Source organism: Chryseobacterium sp. PvR013 (genome assembly GCF_017833095.1).
Lineage (GTDB): Bacteria > Bacteroidota > Bacteroidia > Flavobacteriales > Weeksellaceae > Chryseobacterium > Chryseobacterium culicis_A.
The window spans coordinates 4,342,272-4,363,611 of the sequence record NZ_JAFIBT010000001.1; the positions used below are offsets into that span (position 1 = coordinate 4,342,272).

The 21,340-nt window shown below is 37.4% G+C and carries 14 protein-coding genes; 10 read left to right on the forward strand and 4 right to left on the reverse strand.

The features are described 5' to 3' along the window. The first annotated feature begins 12 nt into the window (after positions 1-12). From JOE44_RS19815 to JOE44_RS19860, 10 genes are all read left to right on the forward strand, one after another. A complete protein-coding gene (locus JOE44_RS19815; RefSeq protein ID WP_245169821.1) occupies positions 13-1,785 on the forward strand; it encodes a ComEC/Rec2 family competence protein in 1,773 nt (590 codons plus the stop codon). A gap of 145 nt (positions 1,786-1,930) precedes the next feature. Further along, positions 1,931-2,593, forward strand: a complete 663-nt coding sequence (locus JOE44_RS19820) for a succinate dehydrogenase cytochrome b subunit (RefSeq protein WP_105681654.1) — start codon at positions 1,931-1,933, stop codon at positions 2,591-2,593. A gap of 15 nt (positions 2,594-2,608) precedes the next feature. Beyond that, positions 2,609-4,621: a fumarate reductase/succinate dehydrogenase flavoprotein subunit gene (locus tag JOE44_RS19825; RefSeq protein ID WP_209786920.1), complete on the forward strand. Its 2,013-nt coding sequence runs from the start codon at positions 2,609-2,611 to the stop codon at positions 4,619-4,621. 24 nt (positions 4,622-4,645) lie between these two features. Continuing rightward, positions 4,646-5,413, forward strand: a complete 768-nt coding sequence (locus tag JOE44_RS19830; protein ID WP_209786921.1) for a succinate dehydrogenase/fumarate reductase iron-sulfur subunit — start codon at positions 4,646-4,648, stop codon at positions 5,411-5,413. 307 nt (positions 5,414-5,720) lie between these two features. Beyond that, positions 5,721-7,262: a TlpA disulfide reductase family protein gene (locus JOE44_RS19835; RefSeq protein ID WP_105681651.1), complete on the forward strand. Its 1,542-nt coding sequence runs from the start codon at positions 5,721-5,723 to the stop codon at positions 7,260-7,262. 108 nt (positions 7,263-7,370) lie between these two features. After that, positions 7,371-8,783 (forward strand): 23S rRNA (uracil(1939)-C(5))-methyltransferase RlmD, encoded by a 1,413-nt coding sequence (gene rlmD / locus JOE44_RS19840; protein WP_105681650.1) that lies wholly within the window; start codon positions 7,371-7,373, stop codon positions 8,781-8,783. Between the two features lie 31 nt (positions 8,784-8,814). Further along, positions 8,815-9,291 (forward strand): DUF6452 family protein, encoded by a 477-nt coding sequence (locus JOE44_RS19845; RefSeq protein WP_209786922.1) that lies wholly within the window; start codon positions 8,815-8,817, stop codon positions 9,289-9,291. After that, positions 9,257-9,922 carry a DUF6048 family protein gene (locus JOE44_RS19850; RefSeq protein WP_105681648.1) on the forward strand — a complete coding sequence of 222 codons (666 nt, stop codon included), beginning with the start codon at positions 9,257-9,259 and terminating at the stop codon, positions 9,920-9,922. The genes JOE44_RS19845 and JOE44_RS19850 overlap by 35 nt, the downstream gene beginning before the upstream one ends. Positions 9,923-10,102: 180 nt before the next feature. Continuing rightward, positions 10,103-13,138: a reprolysin-like metallopeptidase gene (locus JOE44_RS19855; RefSeq protein WP_209786923.1), complete on the forward strand. Its 3,036-nt coding sequence runs from the start codon at positions 10,103-10,105 to the stop codon at positions 13,136-13,138. A gap of 167 nt (positions 13,139-13,305) precedes the next feature. Continuing rightward, on the forward strand, positions 13,306-17,736 hold the full coding sequence (locus JOE44_RS19860) for a GEVED domain-containing protein (protein ID WP_209786924.1): 4,431 nt from the start codon (positions 13,306-13,308) through the stop codon (positions 17,734-17,736). A gap of 138 nt (positions 17,737-17,874) precedes the next feature. Here JOE44_RS19860 and coaE read toward each other — a convergent pair whose 3' ends face one another. The 4 genes from coaE to ruvB all read right to left on the reverse strand — a co-directional run bounded on the left by coaE (position 17,875) and on the right by ruvB (position 21,090). Further along, positions 17,875-18,504 carry a dephospho-CoA kinase gene (gene coaE / locus JOE44_RS19865; protein WP_209786925.1) on the reverse strand — a complete coding sequence of 210 codons (630 nt, stop codon included), beginning with the start codon at positions 18,502-18,504 and terminating at the stop codon, positions 17,875-17,877. Between the two features lie 9 nt (positions 18,505-18,513). Then, positions 18,514-19,380: an MBL fold metallo-hydrolase gene (locus JOE44_RS19870; RefSeq protein WP_209786926.1), complete on the reverse strand. Its 867-nt coding sequence runs from the start codon at positions 19,378-19,380 to the stop codon at positions 18,514-18,516. A 13-nt stretch (positions 19,381-19,393) separates the two neighbouring features. Next, complete coding sequence (locus tag JOE44_RS19875; protein WP_209786927.1) at positions 19,394-20,005, reverse strand: FMN-binding negative transcriptional regulator; 612 nt, start codon at positions 20,003-20,005, stop codon at positions 19,394-19,396. 62 nt (positions 20,006-20,067) lie between these two features. Continuing rightward, a complete protein-coding gene (gene ruvB / locus JOE44_RS19880) occupies positions 20,068-21,090 on the reverse strand; it encodes a Holliday junction branch migration DNA helicase RuvB (protein ID WP_105681642.1) in 1,023 nt (340 codons plus the stop codon). Between the last annotated feature and the right edge of the window lie 250 nt (positions 21,091-21,340).

Consider the following 21,340-nt stretch of genomic DNA (forward strand, 5'->3'; position numbering starts at 1 on the left):
AATTAATTGAAATTGCACAAGCAGCCTCTTCTTATTCTGGCCGTATGTTTTATTCTTGGGATTCTTTTTCAGGATAAAATAGTGTTGACGAAATCTTTCGTTTATGGGATTGCTGCAATCTGTTTAGTTCTGCTTGTTTTAATCTGTTTTCATTCTTACTTTCTGCACAAAACCAAATTTATCGGGCTTGTGCTTTTGTTCTTTGGTGCTGGGATTATCCTTCATTTTTATAATGCTTATTCTCCGGATGATAAAGTTCTGGTAGGGAAAAAAGAAACGGTTACTTTTAAGATCGCTCAGAAATTAAATTCTTCTGGAAAATATAGAAAATACGAAGGTGCGGCACAGGTGGGAAATACACGTTTCAATTCCATTTTTTATGTTCCAAAAGACAGAAAAGAGCTGGATTTTATTCATTATTATAAAGCTGAAGCGTATGTAACACAAGCAAAGACGGCCCAATATGATTTTCAGTTTGATTATGCCAGATATCTGAAGCGGAAACATATTGATTATCAAATTTATATTTCAAAAGAAATTGTATCTGCAGAATGGAGTGAGGTAACGCTGGCGGATAAAATGCGGCAATATAGACTTATGGTTCTTCATAAAATTGATACAACCGGAATGTCAGGAAAGACCAAAGAATTTTTAAAAGGGATTATTCTGGCAGACCGTACAGGGATTGATGCAGATACTGTAAAAGATTTCAATAAATCCGGGCTGGTTCATTTTTTGGCTATTTCCGGAACCCATATTGTGGTTATCTTCGGGATATTTTATTTTTTGCTGATCCGTTTTACTCCCTTACCATTCAGAAAATATACGGTGATTGCAAGCTTGGTTTTTATCTGGCTGTTTGCTGCTTTTATTGGATTTGGAAATTCAGTGTTGCGATCCTGTATCATGCTCAGTGTTTATTTTGTTTTTGTATTGCTTCAGCGGAAACCGGATTTGCTTCATTCATTGGCTTTATCTGCTTTCTTTATTTTAATTGGTGATACCCAGCAACTTTTTGACGTGGGTTTTCAGCTTAGCTTTTTGGCTGTTTTGGGGATTTATTGGTTGAATCAGCCTTTGTTGAAACATTTTCCAAAACAGGATAACTATATTAAAAAACTCCTGTTTAATACCATCACAATATCTTTATCAGCACAGTTGGCAACCCTTCCTTTGGTCTTGTATTATTTTCATCAGTTTTCATTCATATCAATCATTGCCAATTTTGTTGTTGTTCCTTTTTCCGAACTCATTATTGTTTTCTCCTTTATAATGACTGCCCTGATTTCTTTTGGAATTGATTTTGAATTTCTGAATGGACTATATGATTGTATTATCCTGGTTCTATTGAAAATAATCCACAGTTTTGCTGAGATTGACCTTTTATTCTTTGAAAATATTCCAATGAATATCCTGGAAGTTCTTTCGGTGTCTGCTGTAGTTTATTTATTAAGGCCGGTTATCTTAAAGTTCAATTTTAAAAATCTTATGAGGCTGATAATGGCGGCCATCATTTTTTTGATAATAAGAACAGGAAGCACAGCTTTTGAACATCAGAAAGAAGAGATATTGGTTCATCATTTTAATAAAAACAAAATCTTTTCAGTAAAAAATGGGGATAGAGTATGTTTCTGGATTTCGGATATGGAAAATATGGCAGAGATTTTACAGTATATAATAAATCCCTATTGTGCCTCCAGGAGAGTAGATCATTTTGAGGTAAAAACCTTGTCATCCTCCGTTCAAAAAGTAGTTTTCAGAGATAAGATTTACGATCTGAAATGATGGTTCTTAATTTAGGCGTTTTCCTGTATTTATAAAGGGTGGAATTCTTATTTAGAAACATTACAAACTGCCTAATTGTGAGATTTCTCACTTTTCGATATTGTTAAACTTTCTTAATTTTGTAGAAATTCAAATTTAAACTTATATGGCAGGTTTAACGAGTTCTACGATAGGTAGAAAATATGCTATGGCATTATCAGCTCTATTTTTGCTGATTTTTCTTATACTGCATTTGACGACCAATTTGTTATCAGTTCTGAACAAAGATGCATTCAATACAGCATCTGACTTCATGGGCTATAATCCTTTTGTGCAGTTCTTAATGCAGCCTATTCTTGGTTTTGCAGTAATTTTCCATTTCGTAATGGGATTTGTGCTTGAAATCAAGAATAATAAAGCGCGTCCGGTAAAGTACGCAGCAAACAACGCATCAGTGAATTCTTCATGGATGTCCAGAAATATGATTATTTCCGGAGCTGTTATCTTAGCTTTCTTAGCGCTTCACTTATATGATTTCTGGTTGCATGAAATTAATTACAAGTATGTAGAAGGATTAACTCCTGATGCAGAACGTTTCTGGCCTGAACTTCATGAGAAGTTTGCTGATCTTTGGAGGGTGGCTCTATATGTAATTTCTTTTGTTCTACTAGGATTACACTTAGCTCACGGATTCCAGTCTTCATTCCAGTCTATTGGAGCAAGACATCCAAAATACACGCCGGTGATCAAAGCTTTCGGGACATGGTATTCAATCCTTATCCCTGCAGGATTCATCATCGTAGCAGTTTTCCATTTTATAACTCAATAATATCAATATACTAGTATGAGTAAATTAGATTCAAGAATTCCAGCGGGTCCTCTTAAAGACAAGTGGAAAAATCATAAAGACCATATGAACCTTGTTGCACCAAACAACAGAGATAAGATTGATATTATTGTTGTAGGTACAGGTTTGGCAGGAGGTTCAGCAGCAGCTACACTGGCTGAGCAAGGATATAATGTAAAAGCATTCTGCTACCAGGATTCTCCAAGAAGAGCACACTCTATTGCAGCTCAGGGAGGGATCAACGCTGCTAAAAACTATCAGGGAGACGGTGACTCTACTTACAGATTATTCTATGATACCATCAAAGGTGGTGACTATAGAGCAAGAGAGGCTAACGTTTACAGACTTGCTGAAGTTTCTGCAAATATTATTGACCAGTGTGTTTCCCAAGGGGTTCCTTTCGGGAGAGATTACGGCGGTCAGCTAGATAACCGTTCATTTGGTGGAGTTCAGGTAAAAAGAACTTTCTATGCAAAAGGACAAACAGGACAGCAGTTATTATTAGGTGCATACTCTTCAATGAGCCGCCAGATCGGTAAAGGAAGAATCAAAATGTACAACCGTCATGAAATGCTTGACCTTGTAATTGTAGATGGAAAAGCAAGAGGAATCATCGCAAGAAACCTTGTAACAGGTGAGATCGAAAGACACTCTGCTCACGCTGTAGTAATAGCTTCAGGAGGATACGGAAACGTATATTTCCTTTCTACCAACGCAATGGGATCAAACGTTTCTGCAGCCTGGAAGATTCATAAGAAAGGAGCGTACTTTGCAAACCCTTGCTACGTACAGATTCACCCGACTTGTATTCCTGTTCACGGAACACAACAGTCTAAACTGACTTTGATGTCTGAATCATTAAGAAACTCAGGAAGAATCTGGGTTCCTAAGAAAATTGAAGATTCAATAGCCATCAGAGAAGGTAAATTAAGACCGGAAAATATTAAAGAAGAAGATAGAGATTATTATTTAGAAAGAAGATATCCTGCATTCGGTAACCTTGTGCCTAGAGACGTTGCTTCCAGAGCAGCTAAGGAAAGATGTGATGCTGGATTCGGTATTGAAAATAATGATACTCAGGAAGGTGTTTACCTGGATTTCTCTACAGAGATCATGAAAAAAGGTAAAGAATCCGCTATCGAAAAACATATTCATAATCCTACAGATCAGCAGATCTATGATTTAGGTAAGAGCTGGGTAGAGGAGAAATACGGTAACTTATTCGTTATGTACGAAAAAATTACTGCTGATGATCCTTACAAAACTCCAATGAAGATTTATCCTGCAGTTCACTATACAATGGGTGGTGTATGGGTTGATTATAACCTTCAGTCTACCATTCCTGGATGTTTCGTAATCGGTGAAGCTAACTTCTCTGACCATGGAGCTAACAGACTTGGAGCTTCTGCATTGATGCAGGGTCTTGCTGACGGATATTTCGTACTTCCTTACACGATTGCAGATTACCTTTCTGCAGACATCAGAACAGGAGCTATTCCTACCAATTCAGGAGCGTTTGACGAAGCTGAAAAAGGAATTAAAGAAAAAATTGATTTCTTCTTGAATAACAAAGGAACTCATTCTGTAGACCACTTCCATAAGCAATTAGGAAACATTATGTGGAACAAAGTTGGAATGGGAAGAACGCCTGAAGGATTGAGAGAAGCAATCAAGGAAATTGAAGAAGTAAGAAACGATTTCTGGAAAAATGTAAAAGTACCAGGAGAAGGAGAAGGAATGAACACTGAGCTTGAAAAAGCATTCAGAGTAGCAGATTTCCTTGAACTTGGACAATTAATGGCTATCGATGCACTACATAGAAATGAATCTTGTGGTGGACATTTCCGTGAAGACCATTCAACTCCGGACGGAGAAGCGGAAAGAGATGACGTAAACTACAAATACGTCGGAGCTTGGGAATATCAAGGAAACGATATCAACGCGGAAGTGTTGCATAAAGAAGAATTGATATACGACAACATCGAGGTTAAAACTAGAAGTTATAAATAATCTCCAACCTATAAATATAACATTATGAGTGCAAAAAAAGGCTTACATCTTACGCTGAAAATTTGGAGACAAAAAAATAGTAAAACTAAAGGTCAGTTTGAGACCTATAAAATATCAGATGTATCTACAGACTCTTCATTTTTGGAGATGCTGGATATTCTGAACGAAAACTTAATTAACGAAGGTAAAGAGCCTATCGCTTTCGACCACGATTGTCGTGAAGGAATTTGCGGTATGTGTTCTCTTTATATCAATGGTAGAGCTCACGGGCCTGATACTGGTATTACCACTTGTCAGCTTCACATGAGAATGTTCAAAGACGGTGAAACGATCGTTATTGAACCTTGGAGAAGTGCCGCTTTCCCTGTTATCAAAGACTTGATGGTAGACAGAAGCGCATTCGACAGAGTAATGGCAGCCGGAGGATTCATTTCTGTGAATACTTCAGGTAATACCTTGGATGCTAATGCTATTCCGGTTCCTAAAGAAGATGCAGATAAAGCAATGGATGCTGCAGCTTGTATCGGATGTGGAGCTTGTGTGGCAACATGTAAAAACGGATCTGCAATGCTATTCGTAGGAGCTAAGGTTTCTCAGTATGCATTACTTCCACAAGGTAGAGTAGAAGCTAAGAGAAGAGTTCTGAACATGGTGAAAGCTATGGACGAAGAAGGATTCGGAAACTGTTCAAACACCGGAGCATGTGAAGTAGAATGTCCAAAAGGTATTTCTCTTGAAAACATTGCAAGAATGAACAGAGAGTACATGGCTGCTCTTGCTGATCGAGGATAGAATTGATTCAAATACATAAAAAATCGCCTTCATTTTTGGAGGCGATTTTTTTATGAAAGGGATGACCCTGTTAAAGTTTGTTAACTTATTGATAGATCTTCGTTATTCTTTATTTATTAAGTATATATTTGAAGGGTAATAGAATGGTTTTTTAAAAAACTTTCCAATACTTTTTACCGGTAAAAAGATAGGGTTCAATAATTAGAATATCCCTTTTGAACGGTAATAATAAAATTTTTAAAAAAAATAATTAGTGTGAATTAGCAAGCCCTAAAAAGCGTATTTTTGTGTAATATTAAAAATTGAAATGAAAAAATATCTTTTATTGTTTATCATCACATTCTTTGTGATGTCTTGTTCAAAAAAAGTAGAAGTAAAAGGAAAAATTACAGGAAGCTCACCATTAGAAAGAATTGAATTTGTAGAAGCTTCAGGAGTAGGAACCCTGCCTTTAATTAATATAGGTCTGGATAAAGACGGAAACTTTTCAGGAAATTTTGATGCTCCTAAAGATGGGATGTACGTAATTAACTATGCAGGCAGACAAAGCCTGATCTATCTTGAAGGAGGACAAACTGTGAATATTTCTGGAAACGGAACTACTTTCCCAAATGAATATGTAATTACCGGAGATGCTAAAAAGAATAATGATTTCCTTACGGCAAGTATGAAGTTTTTAGCAGACTATGGCAGCAAAGTTAATTTACCTGTATTAATGGGTGGAGATGAAGCTGCATTTTTGAAAGGAATGCATAAAATTGAAGCAGATATTAATAAAAATGTAGATGATCTTGCCAAGAAAAATAACCCAAGCAAAGGATTATTAGAGTGGAAGAAAAACGACGTGAAAGTAACTATTCTTAACTTGCTTGCCAATTATGAAATGGGTCACGGTCCAATGTCTGGAAACCCTTCTTACAAAGCTTCTAAGGCTTTTAAAGATTATGAAACTCAGTTAGAGACAGATAAAGATGCAATGGTGAAAACGATTCCTCTTTACAGACAATATCTTCTTGTAAAAATGACTCCTGATTTCCAGAAGTATGCTGAAGCAAACAGCAAAGGAAAAACAGGAATTACAACTTCTGAGATGTTTGCTCAGTATTTAAAAACAAAGAAAGACTTATCTCAGACTGCAAAAGATTATCTTCTTGCTTTTGTAATGGCTCAGGCTGATATTCATCCAACGACTCCGGTTGCCAATATCGACAAGATTAAAAAGATTATCGATTCAGATATTAAAGATGCTACCATTAAAAGTGATCTTTTAAAAATGCAGGTAGCGATTACAGGTCTTAAAATCGGAGATGCAGCTCCTGAAGCAGCTTTAGCAAAACAAGACGGAAAAGCTTATAAACTTTCTGAAAACAAAGGAAAACCTTATATGTTATTCTTCTATGCTTCATGGAATCCTTACATCAGCGAAGCTACGGTACCTGTACTAAAGGAAGTAGTAAACTTCTACAAGTCTAAAATGAATTTTGTATTTGTAAACGTTGATGATACAAAAGACCAGTTCATTAAAACAAGTAACTCCTTATTAAAAGGAATTCAGGGAGTAAATGTTTATGGAGAAGGAGGATTGAACTCAGATATTGCTAAGAAATATGGTGTATATGGATTCAAGTTACCTTGCTTTGTAATCATTGATAAAGATGGTAAAATTGCCAGCAGATCTTTTGTAAACCTGGGTGAGCAGGAATTAGTAACGATTCTTGATAAACAAACAGGTCTTTCAGCTCCAAAAGTAGAGCCGAATATGCAAACGCAGCCGCAATTACAGCTTGATCCTTCTGCAATGCAGCAAGCTCCACAGCCCGCAAATCCACAGCCAGCTCCAACAAAATAATAAACTTTAACACAGTATAGAAACCTTATCTTCGGATAAGGTTTTTTTTATTGTATTTTTGCAAACTGGAACGTAAAAGTTTCAATTAGGAAAATAGAAAATTTTAGAATGAGTAGGAAGAAAAAAAGAGATTTAATTCTTGAAAATATAAAGCTATTGACTGCCGGAGCAAAAGGCGTGGCAATCGGAAGAACAGAAGAAGGAAAAGCTGTGATGGTTTCAGGAGCAATTCCAGGTGATATTGTGAATGTAAAAGTGAAGAAAGCGAAGTCAAAATATTATGAAGGCGAAGCTATTGAAGTACTTGAAAAATCGCCCTACAGGGTTGATCCTAAATGCGTCCATTTCGGAACCTGCGGAGGATGCAAATGGCAGAATATGAGCTATGAAAAACAGCTCGATTTTAAACAGGAAGAAGTATATAATAATATCAAAAGAATCGGAGGAATTGATGACTTTGAAACCGTGTCAATTCTAGGATCTGAAGAACAGTATTTTTATAGAAACAAAATGGAGTTTTCCTTCTCCAATGCAAGATGGCTTACTCAGTATGAAATCAGTTCCGAAGAGAATTTCGGAAGCAGAGATGCCTTAGGATTCCATATCCCGGGAATGTGGAGTAAGATTCTTGATCTGAAAGAGTGCTTTCTTCAGGAAGATCCTTCCAATGCAATAAGACTTGCTGTAAAAGAATATGGAGTAAATAATGGTCTGGACTTCTTTGATGTAAGAAATCAGGAAGGGTTTTTAAGAACCTTGATGATGAGACAGAACTCTAAAGGAGAATGGATGGTCCTTTTCCAGCTTTACAGAGAAGAAAAAGAAAACAGAGAGAAGCTTTTTGAATTCTTATTGGAAAAATTCCCGCAGATTAAGACATTGGTATACGCCATTAATCCTAAGCAGAATGATTCTATTTATGATTTAAATATTAATGTGTATTTCGGAGAAGGTTACCTTATGGAAGAAATGGACGGACTGAAGTTTAAGATAGGACCGAAATCATTCTTCCAGACCAACTACAAACAGGCATTGGAATTATACAGAAAAACACTTGAATTTGCTGATCTGAAAGGAGATGAAGTGGTATATGACCTTTATACAGGAACAGGAACAATTGCACAATATGTAGCAAGAAATGCAAAACAGGTTATTGGAATAGAATCTGTACAGGAAGCAATAGATGCGGCAATAGAACATGCTGCATTGAATGGTTTAACAAATACAACGTTCTATTGTGGAGATATGAAAGATATTTTCAATGATGAATTCATGGCAAACCACCCTAAAGCAGATGTATTGATCACAGATCCACCAAGAGACGGAATGCACCAGAAGGTAGTAGAGCAAATCTTAAAACTTTCACCTGAAAAAGTAGTTTACGTAAGCTGTAATTCTGCTACTCAGGCAAGAGACCTTGCTTTGATGAAAGATCACTATACTTTAGTAAAGATCTTGCCGGTAGATATGTTCCCGCAGACACACCATGTTGAGAACATTGCGTTGTTGATTAAAAAATAAATTTATTTAAATTTGAATTTCAAATCTTAATATGAAGTATTTTAAATTTCTCATAGCAATCTGTCTTTTAGGAATGCTTTTTTCCTGTGGAGGAGATGATGATATTTGCGAAAGCGGAGAGGGAACTCCAAGAATGAAGATCGCTTTCAGATCACTGGATTCTGGAAAAGATAGAACTCTGGATTCACTCTATGTTGCAGTAGATTATGGTGCAGGAAAAGTAGATCTGGGAGGACTTGCAAAGATTGATTCAAGGTTGATTCCTCTTCGGGTAGACAATTCGCCCTATACAGATGTTTATTTTAAACTTACCAATAAAGGGGTAGAGTCTAAAGTAAGGATTAATTATACTACGAAGTCAACTTATGTATCTCCAGGATGTGGGATCAAAAAAACTTATGAGAATTTAAGTTCAGAATTATTAACTCCTAATCCAGTTCTGAAACTGGAAGCCGGACAAAATCAGATAGAGAATGAAGACAAGACTAATCTTTACCTTTCTTTTTAGTTTATTTGGAATAATAAGCTGGGCACAGGATAAAAAAAAGGAAGCAGAGAAGAAGGTTCACGAAAAATATGAACCCAATTTTATGGTTGGCCTTGATGTATTGAATACAGGAGCCGGATTTTTTTCGGACAGAAAATTGTACCAGGGATTTATTTCCTCAAAAATCAGAGGAAATATTCATGCTATTGCAGAAGCCGGTTTTGAAAAAAACATATATCAGAAGAATGGGTATGATGCTAAGGCAAGCGGCCCTTTCGTTAAGTTGGGTGCATTTTATATGCTGGCAAAAGATTCTGAAAATGAATTCAACGGATTTTATGCCGGTGGAAAAGCGGCCGGATCATTCTATAATCAGGAATATATGGCTGTCCCCGTTCGCGGATTTGGGGGAAGTAATTCCTCTGAAGCGTTTCCTTCGTCCTCACAAACTTCTTTTTGGCTGGAAGGAACAATAGGAGGCAGGGTGCAGTTATTCAGTTCCAACTTCTATATCGATGTGAATCTTCAGCCAAGATACATGGTATATACTTCTAAGCAGGATGATATCTCTCCAATGATTGTTCCCGGTTTTGGAAGAAGTTCTTCAAAATTCAATATGGGATTTGCATGGAATATTGCTTATAAGTTCTAGAAATATCAATCCTTTATCTTTAAAATATATAAAATACAAACTTTAGAATGTTCTAAAGTTTGTATTTTTTTTAATAGATATGCTTATTAGATGTATAATATTAAAAAATATTAACTTATTTTATCTGTGTGAGTTATAAAATAGCTATATTTGGCGGAAATTATAATTGTGTTTTAATTTATGAAAAGAGTATTTACTGCTTTAATGTTTACTTTTATAGGAGGCGCGGTGTTCGGCCAATGGACACCCACTTCTCTTAAAAAAGGAGACGATAACAAAAGAAGTACAGGATTTAGAGTAGATCAATCCAATGTAAGAGGTAATGGGTACTATAAGTTAGACCTGAACTTACTGAGATCTCAGCTGAAGAATGCACAGGAAATGGGATCTAATTCCACTCCTGTAGTAATTTCTCTTCCTACGATGAGCGGGAAGATTGAAAGGTTTAATGTGTACAGTTTTCCAGTAGTTGTAAAAGAACTGGCAGACAAGTATGAATTGGGATCTTATGTTGGATCAAGTGTCGATGACCCTACCAAATTTTTAAGATTCAGTATCGCTCCTAATGATTTTCAGTCGATGATCATTCATGGAGATAAGTATGAATTTATTGACCCTGCCTCTGCAGATAAAACAGTGTATGCTGTTCATCCTAAAACAAAAAAGGAAAAGAATGGTTTCTTATGTTCTACAGAAGAATCTCCTGCTGCTAAAAAGGAAATAGATGCTTTATTAAAAAATGGGCAGTCCTTCTCTAATCAGGCAACAACTTTTAACAAAAGTTCTGATAAGAAATACAGAACAATGAGATTGGCAATGTCTGTTACTGGTGAGTATACCCAATACTTTATGGGACTTGCTGGTGTACCTGCTACAGCTACAGATGACCAAAAAAGAGCTCCTGCACTTGTTGCCATCAACAATACTTTAACCAGAGTAAATGGAGTTTTTGAAAAAGATTTTGCATTGCATTTGAATTTGCAGAATTTTCCTAATGTAATTTATATTGACCCTGCTACAGATCCATATTCTGCTGCTGCAACAGGAGCAGGGGGAGCATGGAATGGACAACTTCAGGCTGCTTTGACGGCCAATGTAGGAGATGTCAACTACGATATCGGACACTTATTCGGTAAATCAGGAGGTGGAGGAAACGCCGGATGTATCGGGTGTGTATGTATTAATCCTACCACTTCAGTTCCTAAAGGAAAAGGTTCAGGATTTACTTCTCCAGCGAACGGAATTCCATCAGGAGATAGCTTTGATATCGACTACGTTGCCCATGAGATGGGTCACCAGTTAGGAGCTAACCATACTTTCTCTCACAATCTTGAAGGAAGTGGTGTGAATATGGAACCAGGTTCAGGAACTACCATCATGGGATACGCAGGTATTACAGGTCCTGATACAGATGTTCAGGCTAATTCTGATCCTTATTTCCATAAAGCAAGTATCGGTCAGGTACAAGCTAACTTAATTGCAAAAACTTGTGACGTAGAAACTACAATTACCAATAACCCTCCGGTAATTGCTGATCTTCCAACATATACAATACCAAAAGGGACTGCTTTTGCTTTAACAGGTAGTGCTACAGATCCTGAAAATGATCCAATGACTTATTCTTGGGAAGAGGTGGATGACGCTTCAGTTTCTATTGATAAGTATAACTTAGGAAATACAATGTCTGGAGCTTCTTTCAGATCTGCAGCTCCAAACGCAAGCCCAACAAGATACTTCCCGAAATTTGCTTCTGTAATGAGTGGAGTACTAAATAATGCAAACAATACTTGGGAGGCTGTATCTACTATAGCAAGAACTACAAATTTTGCATTAACTGTAAGAGATAACAATTCTAACGTAGCTCAACAGCAGTCAGCTTTTAAAGTTCAGACAATTGTTGTAGGAGATAATGGTCCTTTCAGATTAGCTAATCAATATGCTGATGTGAATACTCCAACTCCGGTTCAGTGGATTGTTGCAAATACTAACGCAGCTCCTTATAATGTTGCTAACGTAAAGATTGACTATACTACAGATAACGGAACAACTTGGACTGTATTATCAGCTTCAACTCCTAACGACGGATCTGAAAACTTTACTTTCCCTTCTTCATTGAACGGTCAGACTATTAAAGTAAGAATTTCTTCAATAGGAAATGTTTTCTATGCTGTAGGTCCTGTTAGTATCGCTCCTCTATCTGCATGTAGCAGTGCGGCGCCAACTAACGTAGTGGTGAGCAACATCACGGTATCTTCAGGAAGTGTATCATGGATGTCTTATACTGGAGCTACTTATAAAGTACGTTACAGAAAAGTAGGTTCAACTGTATGGACTGAGGCGGATACAACAGTTCCTTCAATCAACTTAAGTAACTTAATTGATGGTACAACTTATGAAGTTCAGGTAGCTTTAGTTTGTGGTACTACGGTAGGAACATATTCAACTTCTGTAAACTTCAGTACACCTGCACTTACTTATTGTACAGCTTCTACAGGAAGTGCAAACTATGAGTATATTGCCAATGTAACTCTTGCCAATGTAAATAATACTTCTGCAAACAGTACATATACAAACTATACTACGAATTCAGCTCTTCAGATTAACTTAACAAAAGGAAATACTTATCCTATGTCTGTTACTGTAGGTAATCCTGATATTGCAGATTATGATGCTGTAGCAGCATTTATTGACTTTAACAAGGATGGTGTTTTCAGTGATTCAGAAAGAGTATTGAATTATCCTGTGACATTAACGCAGCCATCAACGGTGATCAATGCAAATGTTGCAATTCCAAGTAATGCTGTAGAAGGACAGCCATTAAGAATGAGAGTGGTAGCATTCTATGTTGGAGCTGGTACTGGAAACGGAAATGTTGGTTTATCATTACCTTCAGATTATGTATGTGGAGATCTTTTCGATTACGGAGAAGTTGAAGACTATAACGTAGTTATTACAGGTAACCTTGCTACTTCTGAAAATGCTGTTAAAAATAATGGTATTCAGATTTATCCAAATCCTGCAACGGATGTTCTAAACGTTACTAAAGTTTCAGATAAAGCAACTTATAAAATTTATAGTGCTGCCGGACAATTAGTAGATAGAGGAAATATCAATAGTGGAAAGGTAAATGTTTCAACTTTAGTTAAAGGTGGATACGTAATTACAATAGATGATAAAGGAATTGAACAATTCAAATCTAAATTTATCAAGAAATAAAGATAACATTTAAATATTAGTAAATCCCCGGGAAGTCCCGGGGATTTCTTTATTTAGAGCATAAGTGGAAAAAATATTGTTTTTTTTCAGAAAAAACCCAAATGCACTTATAAATTAATAATAAAAAATGATTAGATTTGTGTGATTAATATTATAATGAAAACATTATGAAGAAACTCTTTACCTCTTTAATTCTGTTTCTCTGTTTGATTTGTACAGGCTTTGTATCCAAAGTCTCGGCTCAGGCAGGGCAGATCGGGACAGGAACGGGTACCTCTGTGTATCTCCCCATACGTTCCTATTATGGGTATAGTTATTCTCAGCAGATTTATACTGCTGCGGAGCTTACGACGGCCATAGGTACGTCGAACTATATCACAGCCATAAAGTTTTATTCCACTACCGTTTCAACTTCTCAGGATGTGTATAAGGATTGGGTGGTATATATGGGTAATACAACCCAGAATGCCTTTACGTCCAATACAAACTGGGTTCCGTTAGGTTCTTTAACTCAGGTGTTTGCCGGAACTTTACCTAACTTAACAAACGGAAACTGGGTAACTCTTCAATTGGCTACACCGTTTTTATGGAACGGAACAGACAACCTGGTAGTTGCTGTAAATGAAAAAACTCCAGGCTATTCATCTTCGCCAGGTACGGCTTGGGGATCTTATAATGCAGGGGCAAACCGAGGTATCATCTATTATGAAGATACTACAAACCCGGATCCTGCTGCACCCCCTTCTGCAAAAGACAGACTTGCAGATATTCCTAGAATACAATTGGAAAGCCACCCGCTACCGGCTTGTTCAACAGCTCCACCTACAAATATCACGGTTTCAAACCTGACAACAACTTCAGCTAATGTAGGTTGGTATCTTTCTGCAGGAGCTACTTATGTGGTAAGGTACAGACCTGTATCAGGAGGCGCCTGGACAACAATCAATGTTACAACTCCTTTGGTGGGAAATCAGCTTATTACGGGATTAACCGAACAGACACAGTATGAAGTTCAGGTAGCTACGATTTGCGGTGGTACTCAGGGAGCATTCTCTTCCAGCGTAAACTTTACAACGCCGGCACTTAGTTATTGTGCGTCCGGTGCTACGAGTACTTTTATTGATGGATATATCAACCAGGTTTCTGTTAATGCACAAGGCGCTCCGTCCATGACCAGCAACTCTGATCAGAGTGGTTATACAGATTACAGTACAGATCCTACAAGAGTAGTTACTTTGGTAAGAGGAGGTAGTGCTACTGTTTCTGTTTCAAAGACCTGGCCAGGTTATCAATATAGCTTCTTAACAGGAGTTTGGATTGATTTTAACCGTAATGGTGTTTTTGAAACAAATGAAAGAGTACTTACTTCACCAAGTAATACAACAACTCCGGTTACCGCTACATTTACAGTACCAAATGTTGCCGGTGGTGTTTACACTGGAAACCTGACTACAAAAATGCGTGTTGTATTAAACGAATACAGCCCTATTAATGCTTGTGGAACATACTCTTATGGTGAAACTGAAGACTATGCTGTTAAGTTTATAGACTTATCACCTTGTTCTACAGCACCGCCTTCTAATATTATGGTAAATAACGTAACTCCTTCTTCTGCTAATGTTACTTGGACATCAGCTACAGGAGCTACTTATATTGTAAGATACAGAGTTTCTCCTTCCGGAGCATGGCAGCAGATTGCAGTCAATACCCCATTAATCAGTAATCAAATACTTGCAGGATTATTGGAGCAGACTACATATGAGGTACAGGTAGCTACTGTTTGTGGAGGAACAACTGGAGCATTCTCATCAAGTGTTACTTTTACAACGCCAGCTCTTACTTATTGTACAGCAGGTCCTACAGGTAATACCGCAACAAGTGGATATATTAATAATGTAACTGTTACTCCTACGAATACTCCTATCATGTTGAGTAATTCCGGATCTGACAATTATAAAGATTATACAACAGATGCTACAAGAGTAGTTATCTTTGAAAGAGGTTCAGCAAATAATAAAATTTCTGTCAACAAATACTGGCCAGGTTCTCCTACTTCATACGGAGTTTCAGCTTGGGTAGACTTTAACAGAAACGGAACATTTGAAACCAGTGAGAGAATTCTTAATACTACCTATAACACAACTACTCCGGTAACGGCTACTTTTGCAGTGCCTACCGTTGCAAGTGGTAATGTATATACAGGAACTCTTCCTACCCGTATGCGTGTAGTGATGAGATATTTTGATAATGCTAATCCTTGTGGCACATTCACTCAGGGAGAAGTAGAAGATTATGCAGTAAAATTTGTAGATCCTCAAAACTGTACAACGGCTCCTCCGACAAATATTACCGTAAATAATATTGGGGCAACTACGGCAACAGTATCATGGGTTGCTACTGCTGGAGCTACTTATAACATTAGATGGAGAACAACTCCTGGAGGTGTTTGGCAAACAGCAACTGTTCCTGCAGGTCAGAACTACTATGGAATTACAGGTCTTAATGAGCAGACTAATTATGAAGTTCAGGTTTCAACAACTTGTAACGGTTCTACAGGAGCTTATTCAGGATCAGTAACATTTACAACACCACCATTGTCTTACTGTCAAATGACAGGTACAGGAACGAATGACCATATTTCGAATGTAACAATTACCTCTTCGAATCTTGGAGTTCCACCAATGAATAATACTTCAGTACAGACAAATTATATCAGCTATACTACTCCGGAGACTCTTATTACTTTAGATGTAAATTCTCAAAATAATAAAATCTCTGTAGCAAAAGGATGGACAGGCGCAACAGGTAATGACGCTGTAACAGCTTGGATTGACTTTGACAGAAACGGACAGTTTACAGATGCTGAGAGAATCTTAATTTCTCCAGCTAACACAACTACTCCGGTTACAGCTACTTTTGCTGTTCCTTCAACTGCTTATACAGGACCATTGACAACTACAATGAGAGTTGTACTGAAGCGTACAAGTGCTCCTACAATGTGCCAGAATGCAGTGGATGGAGAAGTTGAAGATTACAGAGTCAGAATCAGACCTTGTAGCAATGCAACTCCTAACGCACCAACATTTACTACAACGCATACAACAGCTACTGTTACCATCACAGGAGCAGGAGTGAGCTATGTAGTAAGATACAGAGTTCAGGGAACAACAGCCTGGACAGAAGTATATGCTTCAGCACAATTGGGTAACCTTCCGTTAGTTATTAATGGATTGACACCAGCTACTACTTATGAAGTAGAGGTAGCAGCAATTTGTGGAGATATCGTGGGAACTGCAACTCCTATCAAAACATTTACTACGAGATGTGATCCTACTCCTCCAAATGTAACGGTAAGTAACATTACTCCAACAACAGCATTGATTACATGGGCTCCGCTAGCAGCAAGCTCTACGTATACGATGAGATGGAGAAAAGTAGGGACTACTACTTGGAATATTGTGAGTTTACCAGCAGCTCCTGCAAATACTTATGTATTAGGAAGTGCAACTCCTTTAGATCCATATACTACATATGAAGTTCAGATTGCGAACCAGTGTAACGGAGAAACAACATTGAATCCATATTCTAACCCTAAAGTATTTACTACAGAAAGAATATGTGAAATTCCTCCTCCAGGATTAACAATTACTCAATTGCTTCCTACATCGGCAGCGATTCAGTGGGATCCTTTCCCAGGAGCGACATACGTTCTTAGATATAGAAAAGTAGGAATTCCAAGCTGGACAGAAGTACCTTCATTAGTTAATAATCTTGTATTAACAGGACTTACAGAATTAACGAAATATGAGATGCAGGTAGTCAATATCTGTAACGGTACACCAGGAAACTATACTCCTCCATATTACTTTACAACACCTACAGTAATTTACTGTAAAATGAAAGCAGAAAGTTCTACAGGAGAGCATATTTCTAAAGTTACTGTGAAGCCTACAGGTAAGAAAACAATGGAAAATGAATCCGGAGCTTCTACCTATACAGATTATACAGGAGTACCTAAGACATTCATCGAAATGATTCAGGGATCAACTGACAATGAGATCATCATCGAGAAGAAATGGACAGGAACTACTTACAACGAAGGAATCGCAGTATGGATTGACTTCAACAGAAATGGAGAGTTTGATATCAACGAAAGAGTATTCACTTCTTCACCGAATTCAAACAGCCCTGTATCTGGTAAATTCAATGTCCCTGCAGATGCTTTTGTAAGTATGACAGACTATAAGTATGTAGTGATGAGAGTAGCGATGTCAAGAGACGGTATCCCTGTAAACTGTACTGACTTCAAAAACGGAGAAGTAGAGGATTACACGGTAAGAATCTCTAAACCGATCGTTGCTAATCCGATTGATCAGACAAGTGTCATGATTTATCCTAACCCGGTAAGCTCAGTATTGTTTGTGAAAAATGTTAGCAAGAGAGCTAAATATAAGATCTACAATGCTGCAGGACAGGTAATCGCTGACGGTATCTTATTAAACAACCAGATCAACGTAAGCAGATTGATTAACGGTGTTTATGTGATTGATATCGATGATAACGGTAATACTGCCCAAAAGAAATTTATCAAAGAATAAATCATTTAAATTTCAGATAGAATAAGCCTCCAGAAATGGAGGCTTATTTTTTGCAAAAGAATCTTGGTTGAATCTTCCCTAAGAAATATTTTTTAGCAGAAAAAAAACTCGTTAGAAAAGCTTCTAACGAGTTCTTATTTATTCAATACTGAAGATCACTTTCTCAGTCTGTTCTTTTAATTCTTCCAGATTGGTATTGTTGTAGATGATACAATCTGCCATTTTAATTTTATCCCTTTCAGGCATTTGTTTTTCCATGACAGTTTCTACCTCGCGGTAGGTTTTCTGATCTCTATCCATTACCCTTTTGATCCTGATATTATCCTCAGCGGTTACCAAAAGAGATTTGTAACATTGTCTGTTGAGCTTCAGCTCAAACAATAGTGCTGTTTCTTTGAAAACTAAATATTTGCTTTGTTTCTTTACCCAGTCTTCAAAATCAACCCTTACGGCAGGGTGTATGATTTCGTTTAATTGCTGAAGCAGATCTCTGTTATTAAAAACTTTATCAGCAACAAATTTTCTGTCATACAATCCATTTTCATCATAAGATTCTTCACCAAGAAGTTCTTTGATTTTTATTTTCAGATCTTCGCTTTCATTAACGATGGCCTTAGCTCTATCATCGGAATAATAGACCGGAAAACCGAATTCCTCTATAAAGCGTGCTACTGTGGTTTTTCCTGAGCCTATTCCTCCGGTTAAACCAATGATCTTGGGTGCTGGTTCCGGTTCTGTCTGTTGTGTTTCTGAATGTAATTCTTCCATGATTCAAAATTAATATCCAAAAACATCATTAAAGCTAAACGTTTCATCAAGCCTTACTCCTTTGTCAGTCATTTTAAGACTTGCAAGCTCGTTATGCGCATCATGCTCAAAGAACAGTAAATATTCGTTGTCTACACATTGCTTAAGGAATTTTCCTTTTTCTTCCATTGTTAAAAGAGGTCTGGTATCATATCCCATCACATACACCGGGTTGATATGTCCTGCAGTAGGAATAAGGTCGGCGGCAAAGACAACTGTTTTTTCCTGGTATTGAATGACCGGTAGCATCTGTTTTTCGGTATGTCCGTCTACAAAGATGACATCCATTTTCAGGTCCGGAGCAAAGCCGTAATTTCCGGTGGTAGGAAGAGGCAAAAAGTTAAGTTGTCCGCTTTCCTGCATAGGCATAATATTTTCCTTCAGGAAGCTTGCTTTTTCTCTTGCATTAGGTTCTGTTGCCCACTGCCAGTGATTTTCATTAGTCCAGAAATGGGCATTTTTGAAGGCTGGTCTGTATCCGGTTCTGTCATCATTCCATTCTATAGCACCACCACAGTGGTCGAAGTGAAGATGCGTAAGGAATACATCCGTAATATCCTCCTTTACAAAGCCGTATTTTTTAAGATTTTTATCTAGAGTATCGTCTCCCCAAAGAGAGTAGTGTCCGAAAAATTTATCATCCTGTTTGTTACCAAGGCCACAGTCTACCAGGATCAGTTTTTTCCCGTCTTCAATAAGCAGGGAGCGGGTTCCCAATTCGATCAGGTTTTTTTCGTCTGCCGGGTTCGTTTTTTCCCACAGACTCTTCGGGACGACTCCGAACATAGCACCGCCGTCCAGTTTAAATTTTCCACATTGTATTGGATATAACTTCATATGTATATTTTGATTATTTTTTTATTTGTTTCATTTTCTCCGCAATCTTTCTTGCGTTATCATCAGCTTGTTCAAGTTGGCTGATAATGTTGTTGAAATCCGTCTCTTTTCTGTTCTGAGAAAGCTTTTGTTTGATAAATATTTCGGTTGGAATAACTTTAATTCCAAAAGCCCCCTTCATTTCTTTTTCCACAAAGGCATTTCCCATATCTTTCACCATCATTGGACATTGCTGGAAGCTTTCATATTTGGATGTTAATTTATCCAAATGGGCATACAGCTCATCATGATCCATTACTTCAACTTTTCCGTGAATCTGTACCGCTTCATAATTCCAGGTGGAAACATTAATATGATCATACCAGCTGCTGGATATGTAGGTGTGGGCACCTAGAAAATCACAAAGAACTTCATCCCCGTTTTGTAAGGTTTTTGCCTGTGGGTTAGCTCTCGAAATATGAGTTTCAATATAAGCATTTTCCGGATCATCCTCATTAAGCATCATCATAGAATGGGTCGCTCTTATCTTATCAACAGAAGAGATCAGTAAAGCAAAAGAATTTTCTTTGATGATCTCTCTCATCAAATGGTAATCTTCGCTTTTATATAATTTGGGAATAAACATAAACTAAAAATTCTTGTTAACCTTACCCTAAAATCCTTGAACTTTAAACTCAAAACTTTGAATTAAAATAGCTCTCCCGGATTTTTAGGTCTTGTAATATTCAAATGCTTGTAAGCCTTATCTGTAACTTCTCTTCCTCTCGGGGTTCTGATAATAAATCCTTCCTGAATCAGAAACGGCTCATACACTTCTTCCAGTGTTTCCGGATTTTCAGCAATGGATGTGGCAAGCGCAGAAATACCTACTGGTTTTCCCTTAAAGTTTTCAATCATGACGCGCATGATCTTATTGTCCATTTCATCCAGACCAAATTCATCCACATTCAAAGAATCCAGGGCATATTTTGTGATCTTAATCTCAATTTCACCATTTCCTTTGATCTCAGCAAAATCACGTACCCTTCTCAATAATGCATTGGCAATCCTTGGTGTTCCACGGCTTCTTCTTGCAATTTCTATGGCGGCATCTTCATAAATAACAACTCCCAAAACCCTTGCACTTCTCTGAATAATCATTGATAACAATTCAACAGAGTAATACTCCAGCCTGCTTTGAATCCCGAATCGGGCAAGCATTGGTTTGGTAAGCATACCACTTCTTGTAGTGGCTCCCACCAGGGTAAACGGATTCAGTCCGATCTGTACACTTCTGGCATTGGGACCTGTTTCCAGCATGATGTCAATCTTGTAATCTTCCATTGCAGAATACAAATATTCCTCTACAACAGGAGAAAGACGGTGAATTTCATCAATGAAAAGAACATCATTTTCTTCCAGATTGGTCAATAAACCAGCCAAGCTACCAGGTTTGTCCAATACAGGACCAGAAGTAATCTTACAGTTTACTCCAAGCTCATTAGCGATAATATTGGCCAACGTAGTTTTACCAAGCCCTGGCGGACCGTGTAATAAAACATGATCTAGTGCTCCGCCACGTCTTTTTGCAGCGGTAACAAAAACTTCAAGGTTCTCCAGCGTTTTTCTCTGTCCTGCAAAATCTTTAAAGCTTTGGGGACGGATCTGTTCTTCCTGCATCAGCTCCTCTCGTGAGTAGTTTTCCTTATCTGGATGTAAAAAATCTGGCATTAATTCATTTCATTTACTTCAAAGATAGCAAATTTCGACTAAGGTTGAAGGGCAGATTGAGAAAACGTTAAGATTGATACAGAGGTTTTAGCCAGGGTTGAAAATGAGAACACCTAAGATTTAAATAATTGGGATATTTTAAGTATTTTTGAGAGGAGAAATTATTAATAAAAATTAATAAAATTTTGACTGTTTAGCAGACAGGTGCTGATTGAAGAACTAATCAGCCTGAATCTAAACATTGCATTAA

Bases quoted from the DNA above. Each gene is read 5' to 3' on its own strand.
- rlmD (WP_105681650.1), top strand. From the start codon at position 7,371: ATGAGTAGGAAGAAAAAAAGAGATTTAATTCTTGAAAATATAAAGCTA.
- JOE44_RS19870 (WP_209786926.1), bottom strand. From the start codon at position 19,380: ATGAAGTTATATCCAATACAATGTGGAAAATTTAAACTGGACGGCGGT.
- JOE44_RS19860 (WP_209786924.1), top strand. From the start codon at position 13,306: ATGAAGAAACTCTTTACCTCTTTAATTCTGTTTCTCTGTTTGATTTGT.
- JOE44_RS19835 (WP_105681651.1), top strand. From the start codon at position 5,721: ATGAAAAAATATCTTTTATTGTTTATCATCACATTCTTTGTGATGTCT.
- JOE44_RS19820 (WP_105681654.1), top strand. From the start codon at position 1,931: ATGGCAGGTTTAACGAGTTCTACGATAGGTAGAAAATATGCTATGGCA.
- ruvB (WP_105681642.1), bottom strand. From the start codon at position 21,090: ATGCCAGATTTTTTACATCCAGATAAGGAAAACTACTCACGAGAGGAG.
- JOE44_RS19855 (WP_209786923.1), top strand. From the start codon at position 10,103: ATGAAAAGAGTATTTACTGCTTTAATGTTTACTTTTATAGGAGGCGCG.
- coaE (WP_209786925.1), bottom strand. From the start codon at position 18,504: ATGGAAGAATTACATTCAGAAACACAACAGACAGAACCGGAACCAGCA.
- JOE44_RS19830 (WP_209786921.1), top strand. From the start codon at position 4,646: ATGAGTGCAAAAAAAGGCTTACATCTTACGCTGAAAATTTGGAGACAA.
- JOE44_RS19845 (WP_209786922.1), top strand. From the start codon at position 8,815: ATGAAGTATTTTAAATTTCTCATAGCAATCTGTCTTTTAGGAATGCTT.
- JOE44_RS19850 (WP_105681648.1), top strand. From the start codon at position 9,257: ATGAAGACAAGACTAATCTTTACCTTTCTTTTTAGTTTATTTGGAATA.
- JOE44_RS19875 (WP_209786927.1), bottom strand. From the start codon at position 20,005: ATGTTTATTCCCAAATTATATAAAAGCGAAGATTACCATTTGATGAGA.
- JOE44_RS19825 (WP_209786920.1), top strand. From the start codon at position 2,609: ATGAGTAAATTAGATTCAAGAATTCCAGCGGGTCCTCTTAAAGACAAG.